Raw genomic sequence first — 16,717 nt, 5'->3', positions numbered from 1 at the left:
GCCTATCTCAGTGATGTGCTGAAAAGGCTGCCGACGCATAAAGCGACCCAAATAGAAGAATTACTACCACATCGCTGGAAATCCAACTCAAATTAAAAAATAGGCATGGGGTTCAGCGGACGCTTACCTCAATTAGGGGCGCTTTGCATTTCAAATCTTTGTGCAACAAAGCCAATGTATATAAAAAATGGTTAAATAATTGCAAGGGGGGCTTTAAAACGTTTTAATCGTAAAGCATTTCCTAGTACAAATATTGACGAGAGAGCCATTGCACCAGCAGCAAATACAGGAGAAAGTAGCAGTCCAAATTGCGGATAAAGTACACCTGCTGCAATAGGAATCAGAGCTGCATTGTAAACAAATGCCCAAAATAAATTTTCACGAATATTGGTTATAGTCGCTTTGCTTAAAGCGATAGCATTTGGCACTCCTTTCAGGTTGCCAGACATCAAAACCACATCAGCAGCTTCAATAGCTACGTCTGTACCTGTACCTATTGCTAAACCAATATCTGCTTCTGCAAGTGCAGGGGCATCATTAATGCCATCTCCAACATATGCGAGTTTACCATATTGATTTTTTAATTTTTTAACGGCCTCTATTTTACCTTCTGGTAAGACTTCTGCAATAACCTCATCAATACCTAGTTTTTTTGCAATCGCTTGAGCTGTATGACGGTTATCACCTGTAATCATGGCAACCTTTAAACCTAACTGATGTAACGCTTCAATTGCAGCAAATGTTGATTCTTTAATTGGATCTGCTACAGCAATAATGGCAGCAAGTTTCTGGTCAATCGCAACATAGAGAGGGGTTTTTCCTTCTTCTCCCAAACGATCCGAAAATTGAGAAAAAACATTAGGATTCAAACCTAGTTTTTCCATATATCGATCTGCACCAATATGAACCAAATGTTCAGACACCGTTGCTTCTATTCCATAGCCCGTGACTGACTTGAAATCAGCAACAGGAGACAGAATTAATTCCTTATCTATAGCGGCTTGTACAATTGCTCGAGCAATAGGATGCTCAGACTTTGATTCAACGGCTGCCATAAGTGAAAGTACGGCATTGTATTCAAACCCTTCTAAGACATGCAGATCGGTTAAAATTGGTTTCCCTTCAGTCAGGGTCCCTGTTTTATCAACAGCAACCACTTTAGTTTCTTTGAGCAGCTGCAAAGCTTCCCCTTTACGGAATAAAACACCCATTTCAGCACCACGCCCAGTTCCCACCATGATTGATGTAGGCGTTGCAAGTCCCATTGCACAAGGACATGCAATAATGAGTACCGCAACTGCATTAACTAAGCTAAACGTTAGGGCTGGCTCAGGGCCGAAGATAAACCAAGTAATAAAAGTTAAAAGAGAGAGACCCATTACTACAGGTACAAACCACATGGTAATTTTATCAACCAATGCCTGAATAGGCAGCTTGGAACCCTGTGCCTGTTCAACCATTCGGATGATTTGAGAAAGCACTGATGAACTACCAACAGAGGTGGCTTTGATATTTAAGCTGCCACTTTGGTTAATTGTTCCTCCTACCACAGTAGAGCCTATCGTTTTTTCAACGGGCATAGGCTCGCCAGTAATCATGGATTCATCAATAAAACTTTGGCCGTGAATAACTTCACCATCGACAGGGATACGCTCGCCTGGTCTAATCTCTACAATCGTTCCTGTTTGAACTTCGGCAATCGGAACTTCTATCACCTGATTATTGAGCTGTATTCTGGCAACTTTAGGCTGCATTCCAACTAGATGTTGAATTGCTAAAGACGTTCGGCCTTTTGCCTTGGCTTCAAAAAATCTACCTAATAGAATTAAAGTGATAATAACCGCTGCAGCTTCATAATAAACATTGACCGTGCCTTGTGGCAGGACACTTGGAAAGAAAGTAGCAACCACTGAATAAAGATAAGCAGCCAATGTTCCTACAGCCACCAAGGAATTCATGTCTGGTGCTAAGCGGAATAAACTTGGGATGCCCTTTTTGAAGAAGCGTCGGCCTGGAAAAATTAATGCTACTGTGGTCAAGAAAAATTGCATTAACCAGCTATTTTGTTGGCCAATGTTATCCATCATAAACGTATGAAAGGCGGGAATCAGGTGTGATCCCATTTCTAAAATAAAAACGGGTAGAGTCAATAAGACTGACAAAATTAAATCTTTTTTAAGTTTTTCTAATTCAATATTCTTTTTATCTTGAAAGCTTTCCGTAGTTTGATGAACTGACTTTGCTTCAAACCCTGCTTTGGTGACAGCCTGAATTAACGAGTCACGAGTGACAGATGAGCTTGCCTGAATAGTCGCTTTTTCAGTAGCCAGATTTACATGAGCCGACTCAACTCCTTCAACAGATTTTAAAGCCTTTTCTACTCGACCTACACAAGAAGCACATGACATACCCTCTATCGTAAGCTCTATCGGTTGCAATACTTCCACTTCGTAGCCTGCTTTTTCTACGGCTTTAATTAAAGTAGCGCGATCAAGTGGTTGATGCGCATAAATGACTGCTTTTTCGGTAGCCAGATTTACATGAGCCGATTCAACACCCTCAACAGATTTTAAAGCTTTTTCCACACGGCCTACACAAGAAGCACATGTCATCCCCTCAATCTCTAATGTTTCACTGTAGTGTGGCGTATCAGTCATTTCGGTACTCATATACGATCTCTATCATTTAGATATGCTGAGTTCTATATGCGAAGATCAGCTCGAACCAAGATAATTGGGAATTCAGGCAGCACTTTTATTGCAAGCAAGTACAGATTTTATCTGTACGATGAGAAAAACAAGAGTAAGTAAAGTGATAAGGGATTACCACTTTACTCTAACAGAGATTAAGCAGGCTCAGCTGTAAATCCACGATCACCGAGAGTGGCAATGACTTTATCCTGACTAACCGTTGTGTTGATTTCAACGATACGGTTTTGTAAATCAATATCGAGTGATGCATTCGAGTCGAGCTCTTTAATTGCAGTAGTAATACCTCGTGCACAACCACCACAAGTCATATTAGCGATGTGAAATTTCATATGTTGCTCCTTTTTAACAAAATATTTGTTTAAACCATTAGAACAGTAACTCTAAACTTTCACCATACAACCAGCCTTTCTCTGAATCAGTTACTTGCTGTAACTTGGTCTGTTTACATCCATAGTTTTCATCAGAGTATTCTAAAGCATAGCGTTCTAATGACTACAGTAAAAGTACTTAACCAACATTAACGTGACTTAAAAATGACATTTTTGTCATCTACGATCACTTTGAAATTTATAAGATAGTTATTTCAATCAATAGTAGTGAACTGAATAGATGAGACTCTTATGGATTGAAGCTAAAAACCGGTGACTACCTTTAATGTATAAATGCCTTATGATGCGAGTTTACTGTTCTGATTGTCGTAAGCTGGCAGTCTAGTAGAAACTTTATTGCTCAGCTACAAAAGATAAAAGTACTAATGTTAAATTTCCTCAATAACCTTATTTTGAAATTCTCTTATTCAATACCCACTACTGTTGTTATATAGCCGGTTGTTAATAGAATTGATAGGCCTAATAACATCTCAAATAAAATGGCATGACTAAGGTGTTTAGCAAATTGAGGATGTTGCAGACGCGGAGTAAAATACCATTTATTAAAGGCTGCTAAAAGCAAAATGCTTATAACAAACAATATTTTAATAATGAAAGCATGACCATATGGAGTATTGAGTAAGGTATTAAAATCTTTAATTAAAAGAAGAGCTACACTAGCGCCACAGGCGATTAATATCCCAACAATGAAAGCAGCAATACGTCCAAATACATGCATGCGATCTTTTAAAGGTAAACCACTTATTTCCCGGCTGGTTTTCCATAACGGATATAAAGACCCCATCCATAAAGACATAACTAGAATATGGATTGATAATAAAATTTGAGCAAGTAAGGTTAAATTAGCGACATGTCCGAGCTGGGAAAAACTAAAAATAATCGGGATAAGTAAAATACAAAATATTGAACTTTCAATTATAGAAAACTGACCTTTGTTCCTGTTAACTTTAACCACCATGAGAAGAAGTAAAAGAGCAAAACTAATAGAACGAAGAACGTATATATACCCCGTCGGAGTATTAACCAATATATTAATATACGTGGGGTCCACCATCCCTGTAATACCAGTATTGGCAAAACTACCAATCAGAATAAAAAATCCCAAGGTACTGGAAATTAGGCCTAATCCAGCGCCAATTGTAATATATTTAAGAATCGATTCTTTTAGTTCAAGATATTGTCTAAGTAAAAAATAGCAAAAGGCTCCACCAACGACAAAAGCTAAACTTAAATATAAAATAACCTTAGTTAACCAAGTGGCCCACATCCAATATTCAGAAATCATTATTTTTGTCCATTCTAGAACAACATGCCAGCACCTCACTGACATGTTGAAAGGTAATCAATTCTTATTTAGTTGATTTGATAGTGAAACTATATTCACCATTCATGTTGTGGCCATCTTTCCCCATTGTTGTCCAGACAACGGTATATTTACCTTTTTTCAGTTTCGGAAGAGCGACATCAAAGGATTTCTTTAAGTCATGAGTAACTTCATATTTTAAAGGAACATCTCTTCGCTGAGCATCCAGTAACTTAATATTCATCAACATAACCTCTGCACCAAAGTTAAGGGTCAAGTTCTTTGGTTGACTAAGGACAGATGCATTTTCCGCAGGAATCGCACTCACTAAACTCACATGAGCGAACGTAGTTGTAGTAGCCACAATCATCGTTGCAGCTACTACAACATGACGTAGAGCAGTCATTTTATTTTGAAATAATTTCATTTACGTTTCCTCTTGATTCGTTAGTTCATTAGAGATGACTTTATAAAATCTATATTTAATGAGACCACATCATCTCCTCTTATATTTCAATTATTAGTGAGAGACACAAACAGAGCGATGACTTCAAAATTACATTTTTGTCATTTTTAAAATTTAAAATCTTTAACTATTAAAATAATCTTATTGAAAAATAATGATCATTTAACAAACAAATTATGTAGGTGGTTGATTTATGAAATGTAGTAATCATTTTGTCTAAGAAAATAGTAGCTATTTAATTTTTTATATTTTAGTTTAAATATAAACATGTTATGTTTAATTTGATCTAATATAAATTTATGGGCTAAGCACATGACTCAAACACGTCCAAGAATGACCAAATTATTTGAACAGCTTGGTTTAGCTTCTACTGAAGAAGCAATTGCAAAATTCATAGAGAGCCATCAGCTAGCTGGAGATGTTTTTTTAACACAAGCAATTTTTTGGACTGATGCTCAACGTCATTTTTTAGAAGAAAAACTACACTCTGATGGTGAATGGACGACAGTGATTGATCAATTAAATGAGTCTTTACATGAAAATTCAGTAAAATAATTTTCCGTTAGTATTAAGGATCTACATTCTTCCCTGCATTGAATACAACTCATTCATACAGTAGTACTGTTTTGGAGATGGAATCTCTATTATATAAGTAGTAGATTCCTTACTCTGAAATTTGGATTATAAACCCTAATATTAAAAATAATCTTCTTTACCTTCTATCTAATAAATATACCAATAAGTTTAATAATTAAATTATCCACCCTTTTTTCTATAAAAAACTATTTTGATCAACTGTATTTTTTCTTTAAAGGAATAACAGTGTAAATTACATTAAGAATGTGTCTCTAACTAGCCTTGGAGTCATCTAATCATTTCATTTTTATTTTTTTAAGCACATAAAATCATAACAACTTTAATAGTTTTAAAAGATTAATATTAAATAAAATTTTTGTCATCTCAGCATAGACTATATATTTCGAGAAGATCTCAAAATTACATTTTTGTCATTTTTAAAAATAATTAATTAATAGTGCTAAAATTTTTAAGAGAGACAGAGAATAACCAAAAATTTCATCAGTTTAGTAGTCAAATTCCTAGTCTCTGTTCAGTACTAAAACATAGCTTTTACTTCCAAATTATTTAAAGGAAAAAATTATGATGAAATTCAAAAACATTTTTTTGGGCTTATGTATCGCAGCCGCGTCATTGAATACATTTGCACAGCAATCCGATGAACACAAAGATCACCACCCTGAAAAAACAGCACCATCTGCAGTAACAATTAAGCAAACAGTTACCAGCACCACTGCTACAGATAAAATGGCTGCAATGGATCAACACATGAAGGCGATGCAAGCCATGCATGAGAAGATGATGGCTGCAAAAACCCCACAAGAACGTCAGAAACTTATGGCTGAGCACATGAAACTCATGCAAGGAGGTATGAGTATGATGAAACAGATGGGCAGCCAAAGCATGAATGCAAATATGGCTGACCGTCAGCAGATGATGGAAAAACGTATGGACATGATGCAATCCATGATGCAGATGATGATGGACTGTATGCCTCCGTCAGCAACTAAATAGTTACCCATGAATTAGGGGAAAGCACCATGAATCACCAACACCAAGAAAATAATTCAGTACCTAACTTCTGGTCTACACGTTATGCCATTGGTCTAATCGTGCTGGGTGGTATCGCAGCTTATTTTCTATTAACGGAACATTTAGCCCACGTTATCGGTGCTTTGCCTTATTTATTCCTTTTAGCGTGTCCACTGATGCATATTTTTATGCATGGTGGTCATGGGCATAACCACTCGCAGCAAAAAAAATCCGATATATCTGATAACAAAAAATAGCTCTTATCAGGAGATCCATCATGAATCATGCGGAATCGGCTTATGGTTTATGGACGCTGGTTATCATTAACTCAGCAGTTTTTATCATGTTCGCTTTCAGTTTTTTTAGACCTTCCACTGCGCGCGATTGGCGTACATTTGGGGCCTTTTCGGCTTTTATCATTGCATTGTTTGTCGAGATGTATGGTTTCCCTTTAACCATTTACCTGTTGTCAGGCTGGCTACAAACTCGCTTTCCTGAACTTGATTTGCTGTCGCATAACTCAGGTCACTTATGGTCAACGCTACTGGGTGAAAAGGGTGATCCACATTTTGGCATTCTGCACATCGCGAGTTATATTTTTTTGGGCTATGGATTTTACCTGTTATCAACGTCATGGCACGTGCTGTACAACGCGCAACGTCAGCATTCTTTAGCGATCACAGGCCCTTATGCACGTATACGTCACCCACAATACGTGGCTTTTGTGATGATCTTGCTGGGTTTTTTATTGCAATGGCCAACTTTACTGACACTGATTATGTTTCCAATCCTACTCTTAATGTACAGCCGCTTGGCAATTAAGGAAGAGGCTGAAATGAGTAAACAGTTTGGCGCTGTCTATGACAGCTATGCTCAACAGACTCCGAGATTTATTCCAAAATTCGGCCATAAAACCACTTTTCCATAAGAGAATTATTTATGTCAGATCAAAAAAATCATAACCAGGACCATATGGCACAGGCTACAACAGACGTACTGAAAGACCCAGTCTGTGGTATGACCGTCACTGAAGAATCGAAATACCATGAGGAATTTAAGGGGAAAACTTACTTTTTTTGCAGTGATAAATGTCAATCAAAGTTTCATAGCAGCCCGGTGCAATATATCGCTAAACCCGCAACGACGACTGCCGATGCACATACACAGCATCATCAGACTACTCAATCCGTTAATGATGCAAGCACAACAGGCACGACCATCTATACGTGCCCAATGCATCCAGAAATTAGACAGGATCATCCTGGAAACTGTCCTAAATGCGGAATGACACTGGAACCACTCATTCCCGAGTTAGAGGAAGATGAGAATCCTGAGTTACGTGATTTCCGTCGACGCTTCTGGTGGACACTGCCACTCACCATAGTCGTGACTTTTTTGGCAATGTTTGGCCATCAACTGAACCTGTTCGACATGGCAGTTCAGAGCTGGATTGAATTAGTGTTGTCACTCCCGATTGTACTGTGGGCAGGTTGGCCATTTTTTTCCCGTGGTTGGCAATCGGTTGTGAATCGCAGCCCAAACATGTGGACCCTGATCGGTCTAGGTACAGGGGCTGCTTTTATTTACAGTGTGGTTGCGACCATTGCACCACAAATCTTTCCAGACTCATTTATCTCCATGGGTCGTGTCGCTGTTTACTTTGAAGCTTCAGCGGTCATCATTTCTTTGACCCTACTGGGGCAAATACTGGAATTAAAAGCACGTTCGCAAACTTCTGCTGCAATTAAGTCACTCCTCGGACTTGCTCCTAAAACAGCTCGCCGAATCCTGCCCGATGGAACTGAGGAAGATGTTCCTCTAACGCATGTACATGTAGGAGATTTACTCAGAATTCGCCCAGGTGAAAAAGTTCCTGTGGATGGTGTAGTCACTGAAGGAAGCAGTTCAGTAGATGAATCAATGCTGACAGGCGAACCTTTACCAATCACTAAACGCGTCGGCGACAAAGTCATTGGAGCTACCCTGAATACCAATGGTTCATTGATCATGCGTTCAGAGAAAATTGGTTCAAGCACCATGTTGTCCCAGATCGTACAGATGGTGGCGCAAGCTCAACGCTCGAGAGCACCCATGCAACGTATGGCTGATCAGGTAGCAGGTTGGTTTGTCATGGCTGTAGTAGCCATTGCCTTACTTACCTTCTTTGGATGGGGACTGTTCGGCCCAGAAGAGTCGAGCTGGGTTTATGCATTAATCAATGCTGTGGCAGTACTGATTATTGCCTGTCCTTGCGCACTGGGCTTGGCAACCCCAATGTCTATCATGGTTGCGACGGGTCAAGGTGCCACCCATGGTGTGCTATTCCGTGATGCGGCGGCCATTGAGAATCTGCGCAAGATTGACACACTAATCATCGATAAAACAGGTACGTTGACCGAAGGACGCCCTGCATTCGACCGTGTAGTAGCTGCAGCAGGGTTCGAGGAATCTGAAGTATTACGTCTGGCCGCTAGCCTGGATCAAGGCAGTGAACATCCGCTAGCAGATGCGATTGTAAATGCAGCACACGAACGTGGCCTGTCTCTTGAAACACCAGACAATTTTGAATCAGGCTCTGGGATCGGTGTTCGAGGTCAAGTGGGCGATCGTCAGTTAGCTTTGGGCAACACGGCACTGATGGAACAATTGGGTATCTCCGTACAATCTCTGATTCCGCAAGCCGAAGAGCTGCGTTCGGAAGGGGCAAGTGTCATGCATCTAGCCATCAATGGTGAATTGGCCGGCCTGCTTGCAGTATCTGATCCCATCAAAAAAAGTACTCCTGAAGCTCTTACCACCCTGAAGGAAGCTGGACTACGTATCGTAATGGCAACGGGAGATGGTCTCACCACTGCCCGTTCAGTCGGAGCACGTCTGGGAATCGATGAGATACATGGTGAAGTCAAACCCGCAGATAAACTCGAACTTGTCAGCAAATTGCAGAAGCAAGGTCGCATCGTGGCAATGGCCGGCGATGGAATCAATGATGCACCTGCACTAGCCAAGGCTGATGTCGGTATCGCTATGGGGACCGGGACTGATGTCGCAATGAATAGTGCTCAAGTTACCCTGGTCAAGGGAGATTTACGCGGTATCTCGGTTGCCCGTTCACTCTCGGAAGCTACTGTCAGCAACATGAAACAGAACCTCATGTTTGCTTTCCTTTACAATGCCTTGGGTATCCCAATAGCAGCTGGCGTACTCTACCCATTTACAGGTTGGTTGTTGTCACCCATGATTGCGGCCTTGGCCATGAGTTTTAGCTCCGCTTCAGTGATCACGAATGCCCTTCGCCTGCGACATAAAAAGCTATGATAGAGAGTCCTTTTCTTCCACCAGATGTATCAGGCCTGATTGCAGCACTTGCCATCGGCCTGCTCATTGGTTTAGAACGAGGATGGAATGATCGTGAACTGCCAGAAGGCAGCCGAGTAGCAGGCCTACGTACCTTCACATTGACAGGATTACTCGGAGGAGTGCTGGGTCATCTACAGCCAAACTTTGGGCCTTGGCCACTAGTCGCAGCCGTATTAGGGCTTTCCCTTTTACTTACGGTATCCTACGCGCGTACCGCAAAAATTTCCGGTAATTTAAGCGCTACCACGACGATCGCGATGCTGTTGACATTAGTTCTAGGTGCATATGCATCCCATGGTAATGTTACTTTAGCATTAACAGCGGCTGTCATCGTGGCTGTATTTTTGGATCTCAAGCCAACCTTACATGGTTGGTTACGCTTGATCGAACATCGTGAATTAACCGCATCTCTACAGTTACTGGTACTTTCTGTCGTTATATTACCTTACTTACCCAATACGGGTATGGGACCTTTTGCTGCATTAAATCCTTACCAGTTATGGTGGGCAGTGATCCTGATTGCCGGACTCTCTCTGGCAGGTCATTTTGCCATGCGGCTCACCGGTTCACAAAGAGGCATACTCTGGACAGGTCTATTGGGTGGTTTGGCATCTTCTACAGCTGTAACTGTCGCACTGGCACGCTATACACGCCAGCACCCCGTCATGGTCAGTGCTGCTATTTCTGGAACATTGGCTGCCTGTGGCATCATGTTTTTTCGTATGGTTGTGCTGATAGGCGTCATTGAGCCAGCATTGCTAAGCACTTTTGGTGGTGCAATGATGATTGCGGGAATCCTTCTGCTGGGTATGGCATTGTGGAGACAACGCCAAATTACCAGCGCTGAAAACAACGATCGAACAATAGAAGCAATGGCTCCTTTTGATCTTGGGACAGCATTCAGCTTCGCTGCTTTCCTGGCTGTCATGGCAGTCTTGGTCCCGGCAGCAAAACAATGGTTGGGCACCAGCGGCATCTTCGTATTATCGACTATTTCTGGGCTAGCAGACGTAGATGCTATTTTAGTCTCACTTGCCCGCCTGCATAGTACTGAAGGCTTAACAACAAATGTGGCTGCTGTCGCGCTAGGGCTGGCCACACTGAGCAACATGTTAAGCAAAGCGACAATTGCATGGATGACAGGGGGGGCACAGTTTGGCCGAGCTATCATATTTGGCTACACAATTGCCATGATAGGTGCTGGCGTAGCTCTGGCTCTCAGTTTGAGCTTTATGTAAGGTCAACTCGGGTAAATGGAAGATGTTCAAAAAATGAGTTAAAATGATTCCCCTTGCATGGATTCACTTTGAAAAACAATGGTAAAAATGATTCGACCATTGAGGGATTCAGCCTGGATGGTCGCCCCAAGCATATCAAGAATAGATTTTGTTATGGCAAGCCCTAAGCCGGTTCCTTCTTCTGTTCTTTGCCTAGACGCATCTGTTCGATAAAAACGATCAAATAATCTGGATAGTTGTTCAGGAGAGATTTCAGGGCCTTCATTTTCAATTGAAAATATTGTGTTATCTAAATTCTGTTGAAGTTTTATCTGTATTGTAGAATTCTTGTTTCCATATTTAACTGCATTAGACAATAGGTTGCTGAGTGCGCGACGTAACATAGCAGGATCACCTTTTACATTGCCAGATCCTGTTTGTTGAAGTGTCATATTTTTTTCGGCAGCTAGAGCGTCATAGAAATCAAATAAAGCGGTAACTTCTTTAATGAGGTCAATATTCTGTAAGTTCTGTAAATTTAAGCCATGTTCTGCTTTTGCCAAGAAAAGCATATCGGACACCATTCGAGCCAAACGTTCAAATTCCTCTAAATTAGAAAATAGTATTTCTTGATAAGTACCAATATCTCGGTTACGGGCGAGACATACTTGAGTTTGGGTCATTAAATTATTAATCGGTGTTCTAATTTCATGTGCTAAATCAGATGAAAAATCGGAAAGTTTTTCTAAAGCTGACTCTAGTCTGTCCAGCATAGCATTGAAGGCGATTGCCAATGATTTTAGTTCGGTTGGTGTATGCTCAACTTCTAAACGTTCTGAAAGATGTTGAGCAGAAATTCCTTCTGCGACCTTAGCCATTTTTTGCACTGGTCTTAAACCTCTCCAGGTTGCAAACCAACCTAAAAACATTAAACAAATTGTACCAGCCAAACCAATATACAAAAGTTGACGCTTAAAATCTTTTAGAAAATGTAGATGTTCTGATGTATCGATCCCAACAATAATTCGTACAGATTGTATTTCAGAATTTCTATTTATACCTGTAGTGTAGATCATGCCACGATAGGTCTTATTTTGAACTTGCCATTTAATCCATGAATTATTTGCTGACTTGATTAAATTTTGAGTATTAATGATTGAGGATGCTGAACTAAATAAAATTTGGCCTGTCGGTCGTTCTATTTGGACCATAAGATCATGGTGTCCAACTAACGCATCTCTTAAATAAAGATTAAGTTCTGGAGAATTTTTAGGATGCTGTTGGAGAAGATTCTGAATAAGCTGGATTTTACCTTCTAATTGGGTACGGTCTTGAGTTTCAAAATGATGCATTACTAATTTATTTATGAACAAACCCATAATAATTAGAATGAAAATAGTAGATAATGAGAAAATGATACCGATCCGGAAACTGATCGCTCTGAATAAATTATTATTCATCCTCTACCTCTAGTACATACCCCATTCCTCGAATATTCTGAATTAATTTGGGAGTAAAGTTACTGTCAACTTTACTTCTTAATCGTTTAATAGCGACTTCAACGACATTCGTATCACTATCAAAATTCATATCCCAAATTTGAGAAGCAATCAGCGCTCTTGGTAAAATTTCACCTCGTCTACGCATAAAAAGTTCCATAAGCGCGAATTCTTTTGCCGTCAGATCAATGCGTTGACCCGCTCGCGTTACCCGACGTTTTCTCAAATCAAGTTCTAAATTAGCAATCTTAATAATATTACTATCTTCTCTTTGTTGCCCTCGTCTAAGGAGCGTTTTTATTCGAGCTAGAAGCTCTGCAAAAGCAAAAGGCTTAACTAAATAATCATCAGCGCCTAGCTCTAATCCTTTTACTCGATCTTCGATTTGATCTCGGGCGGTAAGAAAAAGAATGGGCATTGTTTTACCGCTGCTACGAATATCATTGATAATATTCCAACCATTTAGTCCAGGTAACATCACGTCTAAAATAATTAAGTCATACTCTTCAGAAAGAGCTTGATGTTTACCCGTTAACCCATCTGTAACCCAGTCCGTAATATAGCCAGCTTCGGATAAACCTTGCTTGAGATAATCACCAGTTTTTTGTTCATCTTCAACTAATAGTATTCTCATCTCAGAATCCTAAGTTATTCATTAAAACTATAATAACGTTATAAAACATCTGATCGAGATAGATTACAAAAATGTCATTTTCAAGTCACTTAGATGTTCAGTGCTTCACTTTATTGTAGTAGCAAGAAATTAACTTTTAGAGAAATTTATGAAAACTGTAGTGCGTCGTAGTCTAACAATTTTAATGTGTGCTGGAACTTTAATTGCTGGTACTCAATCTTGGGCAAAAGATGTATCAACCTCAAGTGCCACTAAAACGGTAAAAGCACAGAAACCTTGTACAAAACCTTGTAAAATGGAAAAAGATGACAAGACTCAGCAAGATCATAGTCAACATCAGTCTCCTAACTCATCTGACATGTCAAAAATGGATCATTCTATGATGAATATGGACCATTCTAAAATGGATCATTCAAAGATGAATATGCCTAGTAGCAATAAATAATTTTATAAATAGCGAGAAAGAAGTATTAAAGTTTATACTAAATATTTGCTTTATTACTTCAATCTTGACCTTTCTAAAGGTGAGATAGAATGTCAAAAAAGTTAAGTCATATACTCTTAATTGGAGTTGGTTTATTTTCATCAACTTGGGTAATGGCGGCAGTTAAAGAATATGATTTAACAATCGCTGAACAAACTGTAAATATCACAGGAAAACCAGTTGAGAGAATTACTGTAAATGGTAAATTCGTTGCACCACTTCTTGAATTTGAAGAAGGTGATGAGGCCGTTATCCGTGTTCACAATAAGTTAAAAAATCAGGACTCTTCAATCCATTGGCATGGCTTATTATTACCTGGAATTATGGATGGTGTACCTGGATTTAACAAATTTAATGGCATTGCCCCTAATAAAACTTATGAATATAAGTTTAAAGTCCGCCAAAATGGTACTTATTGGTATCATTCACATAGTAAAGGACAAGAACAAGACGGTTTATATGGTGCTTTTGTTATTTATCCTAAAGATAAAACTCCACTAACAGCTGCTGAAAAAACCGATAAAGATTACGTTGTTTTGCTTTCTGATTTTCATAATTCGACAAGTGATCAAATTATGAAAAATATTAAAAAAGAAGCAGACTACTATCAGAACCGCCGCGAAACAGTATTCGATGTATTAAAACAAGTTAAACGTGATGGGCTAAAAGCGACTTGGCAAGACCGTTCTATGTGGAATCAGATGCGAATGCTGAAAACAGATATGTCCGATGTGACTGGTTATACATTTTTAATGAATGGCAAGACACCTCAGCAAAATTGGACGGGTAACTTCAAAGCTGGTGAAAAAGTTCGCCTTCGTTTTATTAATGCTTCCGCTATGTCATTTTTTGATGTACGAATTCCAAATTTAAAAATGACAGTGGTAAGTGCCGATGGTCAACCTGTAAAACCTGTTCCTGTAGATGAGTTCCGTATAGGTACTGCTGAAACTTATGATGTCATTGTTGAACCGAAACAAGCCCATTATCAAATCGAAGCTGAATCTATTGATCGTACTGGATTTTCGGTTGGAACCTTACATGATGAAAATACCTCACCTGTAAAACAAATTGAGATGCCTAAGCCTCGTCCTCGTTCTTTATTGACTATGGAAGATATGGGAATGGATCATGACATGTCTTCTATGAAAGGTATGGATCATGATATGTCTTCTATGAAAGGCATGAATCACGATATGTCTTCTATGAAAGGTATGGATCATGATATGTCTTCTATGAAAGATATGAATCATGATATGTCTTCTATGAAAGGCATGAATCACGATATGTCTTCTATGAAAGGTATGGATCATGATATGCCGATGAATAGCGCTACTGTTAAGGCGGCTTCAGACAAGAATGATAATACCGTATTTGGATGGGCAAATGCTTCAACACCTGAAGGTAATAAAGCATTGCAATATAGTGATTTGCAATCGTTAGATCCTCAAAAAGACACTCGTGCAGCTGAACGTGAAATTGAAGTACGACTTGGTGGAAACATGGAGCGTTATATTTGGACAATAAATGGTAAAAAATTTAATGAAGCCGACCCACTAGTGGTGAAGTATGGTGAACGTATTCGCTTAAAATTTGTCAATGACAGTATGATGGCTCACCCAATGCACTTACATGGCATGTTTATGCAGCTTGAGAATGGTCAGGATCCAAGCAATATGCCAAACAAACATACGGTAATTGTTCCACCTGGGAAAACGATAACCACGCTACTCACAGCTGATGAGTTAGGTGAGTGGGCTATTCATTGTCACCTGCTTTACCATATGAGTGCAGGAATGATGAATAAACTCATTGTAGCTCAAGTGGAAGATGGTAATTCTACAAAGACTGTTCCTCAGTCCCAAGTAAATGAGAAGGGAGTAAATCCACATGCACATCACTAATAATTTGTTTTCAAAAACAACTTTGATGATTGCGCTATTTGGATTATCAAATCTGACCTTTGCAAAGAACACTCAACCAGTAGAAGATAGCAATATGCCAGAAAGTATGAAGGTACTATTGCAGGAATCTGGTGGGTTAAGCTATTCCCCGCAAAATGTTTATCCAAAGTATTTTTCAAAAAGAAATATTAACAAGGGAAACAAAAGTATTCAAATTATGCGGAAGAATTTGGAACCAGCTGATTCCTCCCATAATAATCATCTTAAAGAACATGGTGGTCAAGTTTATCAAACTACAAAACTCGAAAATGAATGGATGGTTGATGAAGACGGTAAAGGTGGGTTAGGAACAAAGTTTGAAACTTTGATTGGTACAGATGAAAATCGTCTATTTATTGAAGCCAATTCGGAAAAGTCAGAAAGTAATGATCCAAAATATGCTGTATCAGCACTTTATAGCCGTAACGTAGCCCCATTTTGGGATGTACAAGCTGGTGTAAGATATAGCGAAGATAAAAATAGCAGCAACAGTGATCGAGTTGATGGTGTTATTGGTGTATTAGGATTAGCTCCTTATTTCTTTGAAACACAAGCTTATTTATACGGTGGCGAGAATAACTTTTGGGGAGCAAGTTTTGAAATCGAACGTGATTTCTTGTTAACCCAGAAATTGATTACTCAACCTTATCTAGAAATGGATGCTATATTCAACGATGACTCTGATTATGCTGCAAAATCAGGTTTATCAGAACTTAAAACTGGTATCAAAACCCGATATGAGATTACTAAGCGAATTAAACCTTTCATTGATGTTGCTTACCAATATGAAAAAGGACAGAAAGCCACTTCTATGCAAGAGGCAACAGAGTCTGAAAAGGGATGGAAATATGGTGCAGGTATCGAGTTTGTTTTTTAAAAGCGATTTAAATAAAAATCAAAAATAGCAGTTTAATACTGCTATTTTTTTTGTATGCTTATTTTGTGAAATGTTGATCCAGATGGCACTGTTGCAAATAGTGATTTGAGTCGATGATGTTCCCTTTAAAAAGTACTTAGAGACCGAAAACCCTGTTGATTAGACACACTTCACCCTGAGGCTGACCATAATAAAATGACGATGCTTGTCCTTTACGTAGTGCACGCAT

At 39.2% G+C, this 16,717-nt stretch carries 16 protein-coding genes and 1 pseudogene; 10 read left to right on the top strand and 7 right to left on the bottom strand.

Going from position 1 to position 16,717, the window contains the following annotated elements:
* The coding region (locus FTV29_RS14200) for a transposase domain-containing protein (protein WP_143242124.1) at positions 1–96 on the top strand (96 nt) is incomplete at its 5' end.
* Positions 97–191: 95 nt separating this feature from the next.
* Here FTV29_RS14200 and FTV29_RS14195 read toward each other — a convergent pair.
* The 4 genes from FTV29_RS14195 to FTV29_RS14180 form a co-directional block, all read right to left on the bottom strand.
* Positions 192–2,669 (bottom strand): heavy metal translocating P-type ATPase, encoded by a 2,478-nt coding sequence (locus FTV29_RS14195; RefSeq protein WP_159138927.1) that lies wholly within the window; start codon positions 2,667–2,669, stop codon positions 192–194.
* 176 nt (positions 2,670–2,845) lie between these two features.
* Positions 2,846–3,040, bottom strand: a complete 195-nt coding sequence (locus FTV29_RS14190; protein ID WP_004679365.1) for a heavy-metal-associated domain-containing protein — start codon at positions 3,038–3,040, stop codon at positions 2,846–2,848.
* A 463-nt stretch (positions 3,041–3,503) separates the two neighbouring features.
* Positions 3,504–4,385 (bottom strand): copper resistance D family protein, encoded by an 882-nt coding sequence (locus FTV29_RS14185; RefSeq protein ID WP_159138928.1) that lies wholly within the window; start codon positions 4,383–4,385, stop codon positions 3,504–3,506.
* 64 nt (positions 4,386–4,449) lie between these two features.
* Positions 4,450–4,830, bottom strand: a complete 381-nt coding sequence (locus FTV29_RS14180; protein WP_004695736.1) for a copper resistance protein CopC — start codon at positions 4,828–4,830, stop codon at positions 4,450–4,452.
* Between the two features lie 351 nt (positions 4,831–5,181).
* Here FTV29_RS14180 and FTV29_RS14175 point away from each other — a divergent pair, with 351 nt between their 5' ends.
* The 6 genes from FTV29_RS14175 (at position 5,182) to FTV29_RS14150 (ending at position 11,072) form a co-directional block, all read left to right on the top strand.
* The gene (locus FTV29_RS14175; protein WP_004281876.1) at positions 5,182–5,424 is read left to right on the top strand and encodes a DUF2789 family protein; all 243 of its coding nucleotides are present in this window, start codon (positions 5,182–5,184) and stop codon (positions 5,422–5,424) included.
* Between the two features lie 603 nt (positions 5,425–6,027).
* Entirely contained in the window at positions 6,028–6,459 is a 432-nt protein-coding gene (locus tag FTV29_RS14170) for a hypothetical protein (protein WP_004695737.1), read from the top strand.
* 26 nt (positions 6,460–6,485) lie between these two features.
* A complete protein-coding gene (locus tag FTV29_RS14165) occupies positions 6,486–6,734 on the top strand; it encodes a DUF2933 domain-containing protein (protein WP_004695740.1) in 249 nt (82 codons plus the stop codon).
* Positions 6,735–6,754: 20 nt separating this feature from the next.
* Positions 6,755–7,405, top strand: a complete 651-nt coding sequence (locus FTV29_RS14160; protein WP_159138929.1) for an isoprenylcysteine carboxylmethyltransferase family protein — start codon at positions 6,755–6,757, stop codon at positions 7,403–7,405.
* An 11-nt stretch (positions 7,406–7,416) separates the two neighbouring features.
* Positions 7,417–9,792 carry a heavy metal translocating P-type ATPase gene (locus FTV29_RS14155; RefSeq protein WP_159138930.1) on the top strand — a complete coding sequence of 792 codons (2,376 nt, stop codon included), beginning with the start codon at positions 7,417–7,419 and terminating at the stop codon, positions 9,790–9,792.
* Complete coding sequence (locus tag FTV29_RS14150; protein WP_159138931.1) at positions 9,789–11,072, top strand: MgtC/SapB family protein; 1,284 nt, start codon at positions 9,789–9,791, stop codon at positions 11,070–11,072. The genes FTV29_RS14155 and FTV29_RS14150 overlap by 4 nt, the downstream gene beginning before the upstream one ends.
* Before the next feature lie 38 nt (positions 11,073–11,110).
* Here the strand turns inward: FTV29_RS14150 and FTV29_RS14145 are convergent, their stop codons facing one another.
* Positions 11,111–12,511 (bottom strand): heavy metal sensor histidine kinase, encoded by a 1,401-nt coding sequence (locus FTV29_RS14145; protein WP_004695743.1) that lies wholly within the window; start codon positions 12,509–12,511, stop codon positions 11,111–11,113.
* Positions 12,504–13,184 (bottom strand): heavy metal response regulator transcription factor, encoded by a 681-nt coding sequence (locus FTV29_RS14140; RefSeq protein WP_159138932.1) that lies wholly within the window; start codon positions 13,182–13,184, stop codon positions 12,504–12,506. The genes FTV29_RS14145 and FTV29_RS14140 overlap by 8 nt, the downstream gene beginning before the upstream one ends.
* Before the next feature lie 148 nt (positions 13,185–13,332).
* Here FTV29_RS14140 and FTV29_RS14135 point away from each other — a divergent pair, with 148 nt between their 5' ends.
* From FTV29_RS14135 to FTV29_RS14125, 3 genes are all read left to right on the top strand, one after another.
* Complete coding sequence (locus tag FTV29_RS14135; RefSeq protein ID WP_004695744.1) at positions 13,333–13,629, top strand: hypothetical protein; 297 nt, start codon at positions 13,333–13,335, stop codon at positions 13,627–13,629.
* An 89-nt stretch (positions 13,630–13,718) separates the two neighbouring features.
* Positions 13,719–15,572: a copper resistance system multicopper oxidase gene (locus FTV29_RS14130; protein WP_159138933.1), complete on the top strand. Its 1,854-nt coding sequence runs from the start codon at positions 13,719–13,721 to the stop codon at positions 15,570–15,572.
* Positions 15,559–16,488 (top strand): copper resistance protein B, encoded by a 930-nt coding sequence (locus FTV29_RS14125; protein WP_159138934.1) that lies wholly within the window; start codon positions 15,559–15,561, stop codon positions 16,486–16,488. The genes FTV29_RS14130 and FTV29_RS14125 overlap by 14 nt, the downstream gene beginning before the upstream one ends.
* Before the next feature lie 136 nt (positions 16,489–16,624).
* On the opposite strand, the pseudogene FTV29_RS14120 reads toward FTV29_RS14125, so the two are convergent.
* Positions 16,625–16,717, bottom strand: a pseudogene (locus FTV29_RS14120) (IS6 family transposase); the annotation flags it as partial.

It is taken from the genome of Acinetobacter sp. YH12254 (assembly GCF_013417415.1).
Classification (GTDB): domain Bacteria; phylum Pseudomonadota; class Gammaproteobacteria; order Pseudomonadales; family Moraxellaceae; genus Acinetobacter; species Acinetobacter pseudolwoffii.
This window is presented reverse-complemented; position numbering and strand designations above follow the sequence as displayed.

Coding starts and splice junctions, on each gene's coding strand:
- FTV29_RS14195 (WP_159138927.1), bottom strand. CDS start 2,669: ATGAGTACCGAAATGACTGATACGCCACACTACAGTGAAACATTAGAG.
- FTV29_RS14185 (WP_159138928.1), bottom strand. CDS start 4,385: ATGATTTCTGAATATTGGATGTGGGCCACTTGGTTAACTAAGGTTATT.
- FTV29_RS14150 (WP_159138931.1), top strand. CDS start 9,789: ATGATAGAGAGTCCTTTTCTTCCACCAGATGTATCAGGCCTGATTGCA.
- FTV29_RS14175 (WP_004281876.1), top strand. CDS start 5,182: ATGACTCAAACACGTCCAAGAATGACCAAATTATTTGAACAGCTTGGT.
- FTV29_RS14145 (WP_004695743.1), bottom strand. CDS start 12,511: ATGAATAATAATTTATTCAGAGCGATCAGTTTCCGGATCGGTATCATT.
- FTV29_RS14155 (WP_159138930.1), top strand. CDS start 7,417: ATGTCAGATCAAAAAAATCATAACCAGGACCATATGGCACAGGCTACA.
- FTV29_RS14135 (WP_004695744.1), top strand. CDS start 13,333: ATGAAAACTGTAGTGCGTCGTAGTCTAACAATTTTAATGTGTGCTGGA.
- FTV29_RS14125 (WP_159138934.1), top strand. CDS start 15,559: ATGCACATCACTAATAATTTGTTTTCAAAAACAACTTTGATGATTGCG.
- FTV29_RS14160 (WP_159138929.1), top strand. CDS start 6,755: ATGAATCATGCGGAATCGGCTTATGGTTTATGGACGCTGGTTATCATT.
- FTV29_RS14130 (WP_159138933.1), top strand. CDS start 13,719: ATGTCAAAAAAGTTAAGTCATATACTCTTAATTGGAGTTGGTTTATTT.
- FTV29_RS14190 (WP_004679365.1), bottom strand. CDS start 3,040: ATGAAATTTCACATCGCTAATATGACTTGTGGTGGTTGTGCACGAGGT.
- FTV29_RS14180 (WP_004695736.1), bottom strand. CDS start 4,830: ATGAAATTATTTCAAAATAAAATGACTGCTCTACGTCATGTTGTAGTA.
- FTV29_RS14165 (WP_004695740.1), top strand. CDS start 6,486: ATGAATCACCAACACCAAGAAAATAATTCAGTACCTAACTTCTGGTCT.
- FTV29_RS14140 (WP_159138932.1), bottom strand. CDS start 13,184: ATGAGAATACTATTAGTTGAAGATGAACAAAAAACTGGTGATTATCTC.
- FTV29_RS14170 (WP_004695737.1), top strand. CDS start 6,028: ATGATGAAATTCAAAAACATTTTTTTGGGCTTATGTATCGCAGCCGCG.